Here is a 12458-nt window from a genome sequence, read left to right on the forward strand (position 1 = left end):
AACGATTAAAAAAGCCAGCCCCTCGGGGTGAGGGGCTGGCTGCAGATGTAATAGCTAAAGAGCCTGCGGATTTCTCAGAAGGTGAAATCTACGCCAGCAACATAGCTGCGTCCTGGAGCGCGGAACCAGACAACTTCCTCATACTGCGTGTTGTTGATGTTGTTGCAGGTCAGGGATGTTGTGCAGTTTTCCATGACCTTGTACTTGGCGCCGATATTGAACACCACGAAATCACCGGGATAGTCTGTCCCTAAAGGATTCGAGAAGTTTGTGATGGCCTTGTACGTTCCAACATAACGGCCGTTAACGTTCAGTGCGAGGTCTTTGGTTGTCTTCCACGTAACGCTTGCAGATGCGGTGTGTGCCGGTCTGTAAGGCAGCCAGTACGGATCAGGGTTAGCATCGTTTGTGCTACTTGCCCCTGCGACATATGAACGGTTTTTAGCGTTCATGTAGGTGTAGGCAAGGTTCATGCTGACATCATCGACGGGACGGATGTTGACATTCGTTTCGATACCATAGATCCTTGCCTTTGTGATGTTATTGTACTGGAAGCTGCTTCCGGTTATTTCTGATTCGATCAGGTTGTTGTAGTTGTTGACAAATCCTGCGATGTCGACCGAAATCCGCTCACCGAACTGCTTGAATACACCCGCTTCCCATGCGGTCAGAGTCTCTTTTCCGAGGTTGGGGTTCGGTGTTCCGCTGAAGATACCCGCTTCGCGGACGAAGCGTTCGTATAGCGTTGGTGCTCGGAAGCTCTTGCCCCATGAGGCTCGCAGGGCCATGTCGTCCATTGCTTTGTAGTTAAGTGCGACGCGAGGACTCAGGGCCTCAACCGTTTTGTTGTTTAGCGGGATAGTTGTCGTCGCAGTAGTATACACATTGTCTGCATTGATACCGCTCCAGTCGTAACGTACTGACATAAGAGAGGTCAGCTTGTCTGTCATTTTCCACTCATCCTGCAGGAAGATGGCTGCATTGTTTTCCTGTATATCATTAAACTGGTTTATTACAGGATATTGTGCTGCAATCTGGGTTGTGCTGGTCAAAACGATGTTGCGGTCCACGCCAACAAGAATACGGTTTTCAGGGGTTACTTTCCAGTCAAGTTTTGCGCCAACGCCATAGCGGCTGCTGTTGGTTTCATTGAACTGTCCGGGAATCTTCTGGCTTGGACTTGAAGTGCCATTGAAAGGAGCCCGATAAGCCCCTCCGCCAGTTGGGTATATCTGGTTGGCACTGGTGTTGTTATACTCGTAACGGGTAGAGTTGTAAGTGTAATAGGCCCTTGTATCGAGCGAAACGTTGTCGCTGAGCAGATTAACGTAATTCAGGCCAATAAGTGCATTTTTTCTTTTGATCAAATCGTCAGAATAGATTTCATCATAAGTCGCAGCATAAGGATAAGGGGTATAACCTCCGGTATATGTCCTGTATACGTCATATGCTCTGTTGGGTATTACCGTGAATGTAGTCGTTGGTGGAAATCCGACCACATTGGTATTGTATGCCCAGTTGTAAGCGTAGCCACCGGATGTCGACGTATATATGCTGCTCAGCTGCAAGTATTGCGTTGCATTAATGTCATACCTTGCTTTCAGCTTGATGTCGTCCATGCTGTTCTTTGCGTTCTCCCGGTGACCGTCGTCATCGCTGTGTGAATACAGTAGGCTGTAGTTCAGTTTATCGCTTTTGTTACCGAGGCCAAGGTAGCTGTTCCACATCCATGGTGTTCCTACCGATGTGGCAGAAGTGCCCGCAGGCTGGCGATAAAGGCTTTGATCGGATGATGGCGGTGCATCATAGAAGCCGATGCTTGATCCTGCCTTGATTTCTAGTTTGTCCGGAAGGTGGCCGAAGACGTTCACAACACCGCCCATGGCACCTGAACCGTAAAGAGTTGCTGCGGCGCCTTTCAAAACTTCAACCTTGTCGGCAGCATTCATGTTGATTGATTGCCAGACGATCTCACCGGATTCAGGGGCGTTGATCGGAAACCCATCGTAGAGGCCCAGGACGCGGGTTCCGATTCCTCCGCCATTGAAATTATTCGAACCGCGGATCTGCAAGCTGGATGATGAAGTTCCACCGGAGCGGGTGATAACAACACCGGGAACATCCTCCACGACTTCACCGAGAGTCGGGTTGGCCTGCTGCTTGATCTTTTCCTGTGAGACCACGTTGGCGGTTACCGGAACATCAAGGCGGTTCTGCTTGTAGAGTGAAGCACCGACCACGACTTCGGAAGCCATAATGGTGGTCTGGCCGATTTGCAGGTTGATCTGGTATGTCTGGCCGGAAGCGACGGTAACAACCTGGCTTGCCGGGGCGTAACCTACAATGGAGATGGCGATTTTCTGCTGTTTTGCCGGAACGTTTGGAAGCGTGAAGTTACCGTTCGTGTCAGTAGTGGTACCAATGGTTGTCCCCGCAATACTGACCGAAGCTCCGTAAACGCCTTCACCGTCGGCCTTATCGGTGATTTTACCTTTTACTATGCCGTAGTCAGCTCCGAGGGCAGGGAGCGGCATCAGTGTAGCCGTCAGGCAAAATGCCGACAGAACAAAACGGGCAACGCGATACTTCTGCGCATGTTTTGTTTTCATGGTTGTGTGTTGTCTGGTTGCAATGATACGAACGAAAAAAAACAGGATAAAACTTTGTTAATCTTTGTCAGCTTTGCAATAATCATCAACACGCTATATCAGCAATCACTACTTATCAAGAATCCGGGCATCACTCTTCATGTGGTCACAGTACTTACAATTTATTAAAAAAAAAGGGAATTGTGCAAAAGTGCAGGTGAAAGTGTCGTAAATCAGGGTGAGGGGAGGAAAAAGAATCCCCGGTTTTGGCCGGGGATAACGCAAATAAACGATGTATGTGCAGCTCAGACGACTCCGAGCTCTCTGCCTATGGTGGAGAATTCGGTGATAACCTTGTCGAGGTGCTCCTTGCGGTGGGTTGCCATAAAGCTTGTTCGCAGCGCTTCGTGACCGGGCATAACCCCGGGGCGGATAAAGGCATTGACGTAAACCCCGGCATCAAAAAGCTTTTTCCAAAAAAGAAGAGTTTTCATCTGGTCACTGATCAGAACGGTCACAATGGCTGTCCGTGAGGGCATGAGCGTGAAGCCGGCTTTAAGCAGTCCCTGGCGAACGTAATCGGTATTTGCTATCAGCCGCTCGGTGAGCTCGGGCTCATTGCGGATTATTTCAAGTGTTGCCAATACGGCAGCTACGCTTGCCGGTGTGGGCGAAGCGCTGAAGATCAGCGATGATGCATTGTGTTTGATATAGTTGATGACGGAGCGGTCGCCTGCGACATATCCTCCGAGTGAGCCAAAGGTTTTTGAGAAGGTGCCCATGATGAGATCAACCTCGCTTACCAGGCCGAACTCCGATGGTGTACCCCGGCCACCTTTGCCGATAACTCCCACAGCATGGGCGTCATCAATAAGAATGCGGGCATTGTATTTTTTCGCCAAAGCTACAAGTTCGGGAAGATCCACAATTTCACCTGATACCGAAAAAACGCCATCGGAGACGATCAGCCGTCCGGCAGTTTCAGGGATTTTCTGAAGCACCCGCTCAAGATCCTCCATATTATTATGGTTGTATCGTACCAGGTTTGCCCCTGCACCCTGCGCCATGATGGAGGCAGCGACAAGGCTTGCATGGTTGTCGCGGTCAGAGACAATATATTCTCCACGCTGCACGAGGGTAGGGATGATGCCCTGGCCTGTCTGGTAACCGGTACTGAAGAGCAGGCAGCGCTCTTTCTCGAAAAAGTCGGCCAGCTTCTCTTCAAGTTCAATATGAAGATTGACGGTTCCGGTCATGTATCGTGATCCGCTGCAGCTTGTTCCGTATTTGTTGATCGCCTTGATTGATGCAGCTTTGACCCTGGGGTCTGCAGTCAGGCCGAGATAGTTGTTGGAGCCCGCCATAACGAGTTTTCGTCCTGCAAAGGATACTACCGGCCCTTCATTTTCGTCTATCGGATGAAAAAATGGATATACACCCTGAGCCTTGACTTCATCGGCAAGGGTAAACTCAATACATTTTTTAAATAAATCTTTTGTTTTATCCACAGGAATGCAAATTTATCTCAGCTGTAACAAAAAAAGCTGGAATTTCTTGTACTTACGGTCGTTACTTTTTGTTTTTCTCTTTTGTTGACCGGGTTTCAGCAGGGCGCTTTTAGCCTCGAACCGAAATGTATCAAATTTTTTATGTTTTTTGTCAAAACACGATCCGGTTTTTTTCCTGTCAGACCGTAAAGAGCCGTGTAATGGGCGTAACTGTTTTATAAAAATGAACAAAAGCAGGTATGGGTGAAACAATATTAGTGACGGGTTCAACGGGCTTTATCGGTTCGAGGCTGTTGAGTCTGCTTGAAAAGGAAGGGGTAGAGATAAAAGTTTTTCTTCGTCCCGAAAGTGCCGGAGCTCCCACATCCGGGAAGATCGGGATTGTCCGTGGCAGTTTCACTGACGATACGGCTCTTGCCAGAGCCGTAGAGGGAGTTGACAGAATTGTGCATCTTGCCGGAGTTACCAAAGCAGTTGATGAAGCCGGTTTTGAAGCCGGAAATGTTATGCCGGTCCGGAACCTGCTTACGGCAGTAAGGAGGCATAATCCCGGGCTCAAGCGCTTTCTGCTTGTCTCATCCCTTACTGCTGCCGGCCCGGCAACGGATGGGCTTTCCGGTGTCAGGGAGTCGGAGCAATGCAACCCTGTGAGTGCCTACGGGCGAAGCAAGCTGAGGGCGGAAACCCTCTGTATGGAGTTTGCAGGGGAAATTCCTGTTACCATCATTCGTCCTCCGGCAGTGTACGGTCCTGGTGATCGTGATATTCTGCAGGTCTTCCGGATGCTTGCAAAAGGAGTACTGATTTCTCCGGGCAGTACAGCAAGGAAGCGCTTCAGCATGATTTACGTTGATGATCTTCTCAAAGGTCTCATGCTGTCCGCCCGCTCTGAAAAAGCGGCAGGCCAGATTTATTATATTACCTCGCCACGCTCTTTGTCATGGGATGACGTTATTGCGGCAGCAAGACCGGTGATTGGTTTTCAGAGGCTTTACAAAGTCGCCCTGCCAATTCCTCTGGTCTTTTTTGTCGGAAATATTATTGGTGCAGCAGCAGTCTTTACAGGCAGGCCTGCGCTTATTAACCGTGACAAGGCAAATGAACTGGTTCAGGACTACTGGGTCTGTTCACCGGAAAAGGCTGAACGCGATCTTGGTTTTATTGCCGGTACCCCCCTTGACAAAGGCGTTGCCATAACCATTGACTGGTACCGGCGAAAAGGGTGGATGTAGCTGGTTAAAGGTCTTAAAATCATTTATAGTACCTATAGGACTCATAGGACTTACAAGACCTATAGAAGACTTAAGAATCTTGCAGCGTAACTTTAGTTTGGTTGACGAGTTTTTTTCTTCTTTTTTCACCCCAGCAGTTTCTGCATGAGTTTCAGGAGCAGGAATTTTTCATCCGGGTAGGGGAGCAGTCCTTTGAGTGCGGCATCGGTTTCCTTCAGGGCGGCTATTGCCCGTTCGGTATCGGAGAGTGAAAACGACCTGGTGTAGGTCAGGTAGTTTTTTACGAAGTACTCCTGCTTGCCGTACATGCCGAGAATTTTGGCGATTTCAGCCTGGGGCAGCTGTCGGACTTCGGGCAGAGAGAGTTTCCAGAGACGGATATAAAATGTTGCGAGATACCGGACGATGTTTCCGAGTCCCTCCTTCTGCCCCTCCTGATCCATAATCATCAGAGAGATACCGCTGCAGAGCCTGAGATTGCGTGCTGCAAGAGCTTTTTCCAGTTCAAAGACATTGTAGGTCCGTGATATGCCCACACAGTCAAGCACATCGGCAGCGGTGATAAGTTTCAGGCCGGTTCGTGCGGAAGCATACATAATGATTTTATCAATCTCATGGCAGATCTCCCGAGCGGAGGGCTGGATATAGGCCGTGAAGGCCTTGAGCGCATCAGGTTCGAACTTCCAACCGGAGGATTTGGCCCTGTCGGAAGCAAAGAGATCCGGATTTTTAATGACCGGAAACTCTTTGCGGTACATTTTCAGCGTGCTGAACGGTGGTTTTTCCTGCTCCTTTTTCTCTATCTGGTCGGCATCGATAACAAGAACAGTAAAATCTGCCGGATTCTGCATGTACCGGCTGAATTTCTCTTCATGCTGTTTTTGCAGCTCTTTTGTCGGGGGCTTTTTGACTTTTTCAAACTGCCGGACAATAATAAGCTGCTTTTGGGTGAACATCGGGTACTCGGATGCTTTCGATACAAGCTCTCCCGGAGTGAGGTCCGGGCCATAAAGGATATGCGTATTTGCGGCAGCATCGCTCTCCGAAGGAAAGAGTGCTGTTTTTATCATCTCCGCAACCTCTTCCTTCAGGTAGCTTTCCGGGCCGTAAAGGAAATAAACCGGAGCGATGGTTCCGGCCCGAATACTCTTTTTCAGTGCATCCATTTATGTATGAAGAGATAATGGATTTTGAATTCTGAATTTTTGATTGCTGTAGGGGTGATCCTGCGTGATCGCCCTGTTGGCAGGTGTTGAGAACCGGGCGCAGAGAACCCGGTACTCAGCACGTTCTCTTTAAAACGGAAGGTCATCCTTGTCGCTCTCAAGCAGGGGTGCAGATGGAGGAGCAGACGGGGCAGGATAGTCAGAGTCACTCTGCGAATAATCGCGTTGCTGAGTTTTGTCTGGCTGACGCTCGTAATTCGATGCACCGCCTTCATGGTATCCTCCCATACCGGCACCCTGATCCCTCTGTCCGCCGAGCATCTGCATATCAGTGCATATAATGTCGGTAGCATATTTCTTTTCGCCGCTTTTCGGGTCATCCCAGCTTCGGGTCTGCAGTTTCCCCTCGATATAGACTTCGCGTCCTTTCGTCAGGTATTGCTGGCATATCTCGCCAAGTCGTCCCCATACGGCAATGTTATGCCACTCGGTCCGTTCCTGTTTCGAGCCCTGGGCATCCTTGAATGTTTCGCTTGTGGCTATGGTGAAGTTGCATACGGTGTTGCTGCCGGCCTGACGGCTAACCGGATCTTTGCCAAGGCGGCCTATGAGCATTACTTTATTGAGTCCTCTTGCCATGGTGTTTCAGGGTTCATTGAAAAAAGCTTTCGGGAATGCCTTTCCCATGTTTTTTGAAGATATATCTCTGTGTTCTATAGTACAAAAAGTTCAGCATCGATGACGGGACCTTCTTTACAGAGCAGGAGAGTGCGTGTGCTTCCGTCAGGAGTATTGATTTCAACACTGCAGCCGTAGCAGATACCGATGCCGCAGCCCATAACCGATTCAAGGGAGAGTTCGCAGGGGATGTGATGCTGCCGGCAGCATCCGGCAAGTGCCTTCAGCATCGGATTGGGACCGCAGGCAAACACTTTGAGTCCTCCTTTTGTTTCAAGAGTGGGCAGTACACTCTCAAGCAGCTCAACCACATTCCCGCGGAAGCCGGCTGAACCGTCATTTGTCGCGAACATCAGGTTGGTAAGTCCGGGGGCTATCAGATCCTCTTTTGTTCGACCTCCCACCAGATTGATTACCGTTTTTTGGTGAAGGGCAAGTGCTCTTTCCAGAAAGAGCATCGGTGCCGTGCCTACTCCTCCCGAAAGCAGGATAGCGGTATCAAAGTTCTGACCGGAGGTATTGAAGCTGTTTCCGAGCGGTCCGAGTACCATCATGGAAGTTCCCGCAACGCAGTTGCTGAAGATGGCGGTGCCGCTTCCGATTGATTTGACCATGATATCAATTGAGCCGCCCCTCACATTGTGGATGGAGAAGGGTCTTCTGAGCAGTGGCTGTGTGCTGTCACTGACCTTGATATTGACAAAGTTTCCCGGTTTTGCCGCGGCGGCAATTTCCGGGCACTCCAGCGTAATGATGCTGATATCGCTGCTGATTCGCCGGTTTTCTGTGATTGTTGCCCGGATATCTGCAATGGCGTTCGTTTCGATCATAACGGGACTCATTTCAAAGAGGGTGAAAGGAGGATAGAGGTTGAGAGATCAATAAAGAGAGTTGTCCTGTCATTTGCAAGCTGTTTGCCAACACCGTCTCTTTTTCATTACGGTGGTGCAATGAATTTCCTCCTCCGATACAATTCCTTTGTTTGGTTCCCGATCGTATCGGGACCCGTCACCCGATAGTGCTTTCCCCCGGAGCTTGAAACCGCAACAGCTCACCGAGAAGGAGTAGATTTACGCATAATGCACCATAAGTACTCTGTGCCGGCCGGACTCGATAAAACAGGTATAAAACAGCCGGAATAATATTTTTTAAACATCGATTGAACTGTGTATGTTTGATCTTTTGCAGAATAAGCTCAGAGTTATATCTTGAACTCTCTGCCCGTATTCTTTAAATATTCCAAACTTCGGTTCATGCGTATTTTAACATTTACAGGTAAAGGCGGGGTAGGAAAAACCAGTGTATCTGCTGCTACGGCGGTCCGTTTGTCAGACATGGGTTATCGAACCCTGATTCTTTCGACTGATCCGGCGCACAGTCTGTCGGACTCCTTCAACCTTCCTCTTGGCCCTGAACCGACAAAGATCCGGGAGAACCTGCATGCCATCGAGGTCAACCCTTATGTGGATCTCAAGCAGAACTGGCAGTCCGTTCAGAAGTACTATGCAAAGGTGTTTATGGCCCAGGGTGTTTCAGGGGTCATGACCGATGAAATGACCATTCTTCCCGGTATGGAAGAGCTTTTTTCCCTTTTGAGAATAAAGCGCTATAAAGCCTCCGGCCTATATGATGTACTGGTGCTCGATACGGCCCCGACCGGAGAGACTCTCCGGCTTCTCTCTCTTCCCGATACCCTTGCTTGGGGAATGAAAGCTATCAAAAATGTCAATAAATATATAATCCGCCCGCTCAGCAAGCCGCTTTCAAAAATGTCCGACAAGATTGCGCACTTTGTGCCTCCTGAAGATGCCATAGAGTCGGTTGACCAGGTTTTTGATGAACTTGAGGATATTCGCGACATTCTGACCGATAATGTGAAATCCACGGTGCGTCTGGTCATGAATGCGGAGAAGATGTCCATCAAGGAGACCATGCGGGCTCTGACCTATCTGAATCTTTACGGATTCAAGGTCGATATGGTACTTGTCAACAGGTTGCTTGACACCGAGGAGGATAGCGGCTATCTTGAAAAATGGAAAACGATTCAGCAGAAGTATCTTGGCGAGATTGAGGAGGGTTTTGCTCCGCTACCGGTTAAAAAACTCAGGATGTATGAACGGGAAATTGTCGGTCTTGAGGCGCTTGACCGCTTTGCCAGGGATATGTATGGTGATAGTGATCCTTCAGACATGATGTATGATGAACCACCGATCAAGTTTGTCAGAATCAAGGATGTGTATGAGGTTCAGCTGAAGCTGATGTTTGCCAATCCTGTAGATATTGATGTCTGGGTTACCGGTGATGAGCTCTATGTCCAGATCGGTAATCAGCGGAAAATCATCACGCTTCCAATCAGTCTTACCGGACTTGAGCCGGGTAATGCCGTTTTCAAGGATAAATGGCTCCATATTCCTTTTGATCTTGACCGGAATGAGCAGAGCCGTCTGCAAAATGAGTCTAAAAGTCATCTCAGTCAGCGAACTTGACTGGGTAGTGCGAGAGTGCTTGCTTCGGATGATTTTTATGTTTAACTTGTTTTCATATAATCTTGTTAGCTATATATCATAACAGGGGCTCAGCTTTGGGGCCTCATTTCCAAGGAGGGAAATATGTCGGAATCGTACCAGAAACTGCGTAAGGATTTCAAGGAACTTGAATTTACTGATCGCCTCACCTTTCTTGCCGAAAGTGTTCTCTTGACCGGACAGAGCGCAGTGGTGGGGGGATTGAATCTTGCCGGAAGCCTTTTTGATACCGTAACCGGTACCGTCGGTGCTGTTATTGATGCTTCGGGAATTGGTAATCTGCTTGGCAATACCGGTGGTGTTGTCGGGGAGACTATTGATCGTGTAGCCATTACCGTCAAGGATGCCTCAAGAACAGCCAATGAGCTTTACGCCAACGCCGTTGAAACGGTGGAGAATGCTACGAGCAATGCAGCAACTGCAGTTGGTGATGTAGGGGTTTCAGCCTCGACTGCGGTCAAGAATTTTACCGGCTCATTTCAGAAAGTACCGGTAAAAAAATAGAATCGTTTGATTGCTGTTCAGATGATTGCTGTTTGGTCCCTGTAATTTTTTTTGTGTTTTTTCGTTTATTACTGTAAATTGATTACAGAATACTGTTTTAAATATCTGATAACTTTCCAATAATTTAATTCCAAGGAGGAATTATGAGTGGTGGTGGCGTTTTTACTGATATCCTGGCTGCAGCCGGCCGCATTTTTGAAGTAATGGTTGAAGGCCATTGGGAAACTGTTGGTATGCTGTTTGATTCACTGGGCAAAGGCACCATGAGAATCAACCGCAATGCATATGGCAGCATGGGCGGAGGCACAAGCCTTCGTGGCGGATCACCTGAGGTTACCGGTTATGCTGTTCCTTCAAAAGAAGTCGCTTCAAAGTTTGCGAAGTAAGCAGATAGAGATCCTCTTTCTTCAAGGCAGTGAAAAGTTTAATGTTTCACTGCCTTTTTTTATTTGTGTCAAGCCATAGCAGAAGCTGAAAGCAACGTCAGCTCGTTCCATGAGCTTTTTCCGCGCGGCTTTCCGTCCGTAAATCTCTTTTGAGTTCCATTACTGATCATGAGGGCTTACAGGCTCTGTGGATCAGTAATTTCTGTTTATTCTAAAATTTTAATAGATTTCGCTTCAACGTCCCATTAAGAGTTAAGTGAACGGGTAGAGGGGTTAATGGCTAATATATCTTTGTATGTTTCAGGGCAGACCGAGCAGAGTGATATAACCGAATTTTTTCAGAAAGGCCTTATGAATGCAGGGGAGAATCCCATTGCATTTTTTGACGGGGTCTTTTATGAATCACATCAGGAACGTGTCGGCAATATTGCATTTCAGGACTACCTGATCTATACCGACAAGGCGGTTTATCTTTGGGCACGGGGTTCTGCAAAAGACTTCCTCGACAGATTTGATCTTGGTACGGTTTCAGTCAACAGCCGCAATAAAGATCATGATTTTGCAACGCTCAATCTGAAAATCCGCAGGGAGGACAAAGATCCTGTCTATGTGATTTTTGACATGGTTGAACTGCGTGAAGCCGAACAGATCTCAAAACTGCATACGGTGATTGAGTCGATCATAGAAGAGCATCTCGGCCTTAATTTCCGTAAAAACTTGCCGGACGAAGTTGCTGATGAAGTCCTCAGAGCAGCTCGCAGTGTTTGTATTCCCCAGATTATTACGCTGCGATTAGCAGCACCGGATCCGGCCCAGCAGGAGAGTCATATTGGCTATGGTCAGGATCTGCTCGAACAGTACAAGGCAAATATGGGTTATCCGCCTTCCGAGCGCGCTCAGCAGCCCGGAATGCCCCCTTCAGGAGCATCGCATGGCCAGGAACATGGGCAGGGTGGATTTTCTCCGGCGGATGCACTCAAGGGGCTTGAAAACATTCTTCCCACCGATCCGGCTTCACTGAAAAGAGTTGTTGAATCGCTGAAGGATCTGGTTGGAGATGCACCCTTCAAGCTTCGTGATCAGCTGCGCAGTGACCTGCAGCATGTGCCGGGAATGCTTTCAGCTATCACCGAACTGCTGACCAGTATATCTGATAATCCCCAGGCCGAGCGTTTCATCATGAATATCGTCAAGACGGCTGTCCGCAATGACGGCATGATCGGTTCGGTAAGCAAGCTTATGAAGCTCTCTTCCAGTTTTGGCGGTTCACCGAAGAAAAACGCTCAAAAAAGCAGTTCCAGTTCAGGATCTTCCAGAGACTCTTCACGCCCAGATCGTCGCGATCCTTTTGATGATGATGAGGCGACCGGTCAAAGAAAGAAGATCAAGATCAGCAGTGAAGATGGTGCTACCCGGAATGATGACTGTTTCGGTCGGGAAGCGTCATCGGGAAAAGTAACCACCGTTTCATCAGCATCCGGCATGAAGAGCGCCCGCTCTTTTGCCGATCTTGATGATGATGATGCTATGCCGAAACGCAAAAGCATATCCATTCAAACTCTTGACGAAAACCAGCCGGCTATTGTCAGGCACATGTTGCATATCGATGACTCTGTTCAGGAAAACGCCGCGCCTGATCGTGTTGCTCCAAAGCTTTCAGGAGAGAATGGTGCCGGTACGGAAAAAAAAAAAATCAGTATTGTTCCCGAAGAGGGGAAAAAAGAGGGGAAATCTCCGGAACAACCAGTCGCGAAAGATATGCCGGATCCTGATGAGATAGCCGCAGCTTTTGCTGCCATTCACCTCCCTGATGAGGATGACGGGTAATAAGGGTCTGAACATCGATAACAAGCATGCAATCAAGATCAACT

Annotated in this window: 10 protein-coding genes; 5 read left to right on the plus strand and 5 right to left on the minus strand. The window is 48.5% G+C overall.

Going from position 1 to position 12458, the window contains the following annotated elements; all coding sequences use genetic code 11:
- Positions 1-74: 74 nt before the first annotated feature.
- Both BOO20_RS08585 and BOO20_RS08590 read right to left on the minus strand, forming a co-directional pair.
- A complete protein-coding gene (locus BOO20_RS08585) occupies positions 75-2609 on the minus strand; it encodes a TonB-dependent receptor (protein ID WP_076792079.1) in 2535 nt (844 codons plus the stop codon).
- 284 nt (positions 2610-2893) lie between these two features.
- Positions 2894-4096, minus strand: coding sequence for an aminotransferase class I/II-fold pyridoxal phosphate-dependent enzyme (locus tag BOO20_RS08590; RefSeq protein ID WP_076792081.1), 1203 nt, complete (start codon positions 4094-4096; stop codon positions 2894-2896).
- Positions 4097-4335: 239 nt separating this feature from the next.
- On the opposite strand from BOO20_RS08590, the gene BOO20_RS08595 reads away from it, so the two are divergent.
- Entirely contained in the window at positions 4336-5328 is a 993-nt protein-coding gene (locus BOO20_RS08595) for an NAD(P)-dependent oxidoreductase (RefSeq protein WP_076792083.1), read from the plus strand.
- A 125-nt stretch (positions 5329-5453) separates the two neighbouring features.
- On the opposite strand, the gene holA is transcribed toward BOO20_RS08595, so the two are convergent.
- From holA to BOO20_RS08610, 3 genes are all read right to left on the minus strand, one after another.
- Positions 5454-6494, minus strand: a complete 1041-nt coding sequence (gene holA / locus BOO20_RS08600) for a DNA polymerase III subunit delta (protein ID WP_076792085.1) — start codon at positions 6492-6494, stop codon at positions 5454-5456.
- 129 nt (positions 6495-6623) lie between these two features.
- Entirely contained in the window at positions 6624-7133 is a 510-nt protein-coding gene (locus tag BOO20_RS08605; RefSeq protein ID WP_076792086.1) for a single-stranded DNA-binding protein, read from the minus strand.
- Positions 7134-7207: 74 nt separating this feature from the next.
- Positions 7208-8002 (minus strand): dihydroorotate dehydrogenase electron transfer subunit, encoded by a 795-nt coding sequence (locus BOO20_RS08610; protein ID WP_076792088.1) that lies wholly within the window; start codon positions 8000-8002, stop codon positions 7208-7210.
- Positions 8003-8425: 423 nt separating this feature from the next.
- Between BOO20_RS08610 and BOO20_RS08615 the strand changes: the two genes are divergently transcribed.
- The 4 genes from BOO20_RS08615 to BOO20_RS08630 all read left to right on the plus strand — a co-directional run bounded on the left by BOO20_RS08615 (position 8426) and on the right by BOO20_RS08630 (position 12414).
- Positions 8426-9658, plus strand: coding sequence for a TRC40/GET3/ArsA family transport-energizing ATPase (locus tag BOO20_RS08615; RefSeq protein ID WP_076792154.1), 1233 nt, complete (start codon positions 8426-8428; stop codon positions 9656-9658).
- Positions 9659-9781: 123 nt separating this feature from the next.
- The gene (locus BOO20_RS08620) at positions 9782-10201 is read left to right on the plus strand and encodes a chlorosome protein C (protein ID WP_076792089.1); all 420 of its coding nucleotides are present in this window, start codon (positions 9782-9784) and stop codon (positions 10199-10201) included.
- Positions 10202-10344: 143 nt separating this feature from the next.
- Positions 10345-10587 (plus strand): bacteriochlorophyll c-binding family protein, encoded by a 243-nt coding sequence (locus tag BOO20_RS08625; RefSeq protein WP_006366302.1) that lies wholly within the window; start codon positions 10345-10347, stop codon positions 10585-10587.
- A 276-nt stretch (positions 10588-10863) separates the two neighbouring features.
- A complete protein-coding gene (locus BOO20_RS08630) occupies positions 10864-12414 on the plus strand; it encodes a hypothetical protein (protein ID WP_076792091.1) in 1551 nt (516 codons plus the stop codon).
- Positions 12415-12458 lie beyond the last annotated feature (44 nt).

The organism is Chlorobium sp. KB01 (assembly GCF_001975465.1).
Classification (GTDB): domain Bacteria; phylum Bacteroidota; class Chlorobiia; order Chlorobiales; family Chlorobiaceae; genus Chlorobium.

Excerpts from the sequence above, each read along its gene's own strand:
- BOO20_RS08585 (WP_076792079.1), bottom strand. The coding sequence starts at position 2,609 with ATGAAAACAAAACATGCGCAGAAGTATCGCGTTGCCCGTTTTGTTCTG.
- BOO20_RS08595 (WP_076792083.1), top strand. The coding sequence starts at position 4,336 with ATGGGTGAAACAATATTAGTGACGGGTTCAACGGGCTTTATCGGTTCG.
- holA (WP_076792085.1), bottom strand. The coding sequence starts at position 6,494 with ATGGATGCACTGAAAAAGAGTATTCGGGCCGGAACCATCGCTCCGGTT.
- BOO20_RS08605 (WP_076792086.1), bottom strand. The coding sequence starts at position 7,133 with ATGGCAAGAGGACTCAATAAAGTAATGCTCATAGGCCGCCTTGGCAAA.
- BOO20_RS08610 (WP_076792088.1), bottom strand. The coding sequence starts at position 8,002 with ATGATCGAAACGAACGCCATTGCAGATATCCGGGCAACAATCACAGAA.
- BOO20_RS08615 (WP_076792154.1), top strand. The coding sequence starts at position 8,426 with ATGCGTATTTTAACATTTACAGGTAAAGGCGGGGTAGGAAAAACCAGT.
- BOO20_RS08620 (WP_076792089.1), top strand. The coding sequence starts at position 9,782 with ATGTCGGAATCGTACCAGAAACTGCGTAAGGATTTCAAGGAACTTGAA.
- BOO20_RS08625 (WP_006366302.1), top strand. The coding sequence starts at position 10,345 with ATGAGTGGTGGTGGCGTTTTTACTGATATCCTGGCTGCAGCCGGCCGC.
- BOO20_RS08630 (WP_076792091.1), top strand. The coding sequence starts at position 10,864 with ATGGCTAATATATCTTTGTATGTTTCAGGGCAGACCGAGCAGAGTGAT.